This window comes from Micromonospora sp. NPDC003776, from assembly GCF_053605645.1.
In genome coordinates, this window is the sequence record NZ_JBSGJR010000904.1 from 1 (window position 1) to 1614 (window position 1614).

General features: G+C 74.9%; 2 protein-coding genes. One reads left to right on the forward strand and one right to left on the reverse strand.

Annotated features, from left to right (window positions below):
- Positions 1 to 680: MFS transporter (locus ACWEVO_RS36245; protein WP_452311900.1), on the reverse strand; the 680-nt coding region annotated here is incomplete at its 3' end.
- A gap of 154 nt (positions 681 to 834) precedes the next feature.
- On the opposite strand from ACWEVO_RS36245, the gene ACWEVO_RS36250 reads away from it, so the two are divergent.
- Positions 835 to 1614: IclR family transcriptional regulator (locus ACWEVO_RS36250; RefSeq protein WP_452311901.1), on the forward strand; the 780-nt coding region annotated here is incomplete at its 3' end.

The window sequence follows — 1614 nt, forward strand, 5'->3', positions numbered from 1 at the left end:
GCCGCCGCCGCCGCCAGGGGGGCGGCGCGGCCGACCCCCACCCGGGCCCGGGGGGCACCTCCGGGCCGCTCGCCGGCCGACCGCCGCGCCGGGTCGCGCTCCCCGGCGGGTACGGCCGGCAGCGCGGCCAGGGCGGCCCCGGCGGCGGCCACGAACGCCCAGCGCCAGCCGGCGGTCAGCGCGATGGTGGGCACCGCCGCGCCGGCCAGCAGCGTGGAGACCGGGATCGCGGCCTGCTTCACCCCGAAGGAGAGCCCCTGGCGGTGGGCGGGGACGTGCCGGGCCAGGGCGGCGTTGCTGGCCAGCTGGCCGAGCGCGTTGGCGGCGGCGCTGAGCGCGAGCAGCGCGACCAGCACCGGGTACGACCGGGCCAGCACCGCGACGGCCAGCAGCGAGCCGGCGGAGAGCAGGATGCCGGCGCGGGCCACCACGGCGCTGCCGTGGCGCTCGACGAGCGCGCCGGAGGGCATCGAGGCGAGGGCGCTGATGCCGAAGTACACCGAGACGGCCAGGCCCAGCCCGGCGGGGGAGAAGTGCAGGTCGTGACCCATCTGCACGGCGAGCCCGCCGAGCAGGAAGACGGGCAGGACGCAGGCGATCGTGGTGGCGATGGCGCCCGCGCTGACCCGGACGGTACGCCGGGCCGCGGTGGGCGAGGGGAGCAACGCGGTGTCGGTCATCGTCAGGCAAACCTACGCCGGTCACGTTTCGGCAGCTGATCGTGTCTGTCGGTGCACGGCCCGTGCCCGTCGATCTGGCATCCTCGATCCGAACAGGCATTTCGCACTCGGCCTGTTTTTCATATGGTGTAAGTCCCCGGCGGCGGAGGTGGTTGTGCGCGACCCCTTGGCGGAACCTTCGGACCTGATCCGAAGTGTCTCCCGCGCGCTTCGAGTGCTCGAGTCCGTCGGCCGTGCGCCGAGGGGACTCACCGTCAAGCAGATCGCCCGCCGGTGCGAGCTGACCGTGGCCACCACGTACCACCTGGTCCGCACGCTGGCCTACGAGGGCTACGTGATCCGGCGTGAGGACGGCACGTACATCGTCGGGCTGGAGGTGGCCGACCGGTACCGGGAGCTGGTGACCGCGTTCCGGGGGCCGCCGGCGGTCGGCGAGTCGCTGCGGCGGGCGGCCGTGGACACCGGCTGGAGCCACTACCTCGGGCGGTTCGTCGGCGGCCAGGTGGCGGTCACGGCCGTCGCCGAGGGGCACCGCTCGCCCTACCTGGAGGATCTGGTGCCGGGCTTCGACGAGGGCGCGCACGCCACCGCCCTCGGCAAGAGCCTGCTGGCCACCCTCACCGCCGAGCAGCGCTTCCGTTACCTGCGCGAGTACGGCATGCGCCCGTTCACCAGCGCCACCCTGACCACCACCGAGGCGTTCGAGGCGGACCTGGCCGCCGGTGACCGGCGCGGGATGCAGCTGGAACTGGGCCAGTTCCGGCAGGGGGTGGCCTGCGCCGCGGTGCTGGTCACCCCGGACAAGGACATCGAGCGCCGGGTGGTGCTGGCCTGCGCGCTGCCGGCCAGCGAGATGATGACCTCCGCCCGGGTGGTCCGGGCGATGCTGCTCACCGCGGCCCGGGCGATCGCCGACGGCATCGCCGCCGAGCCG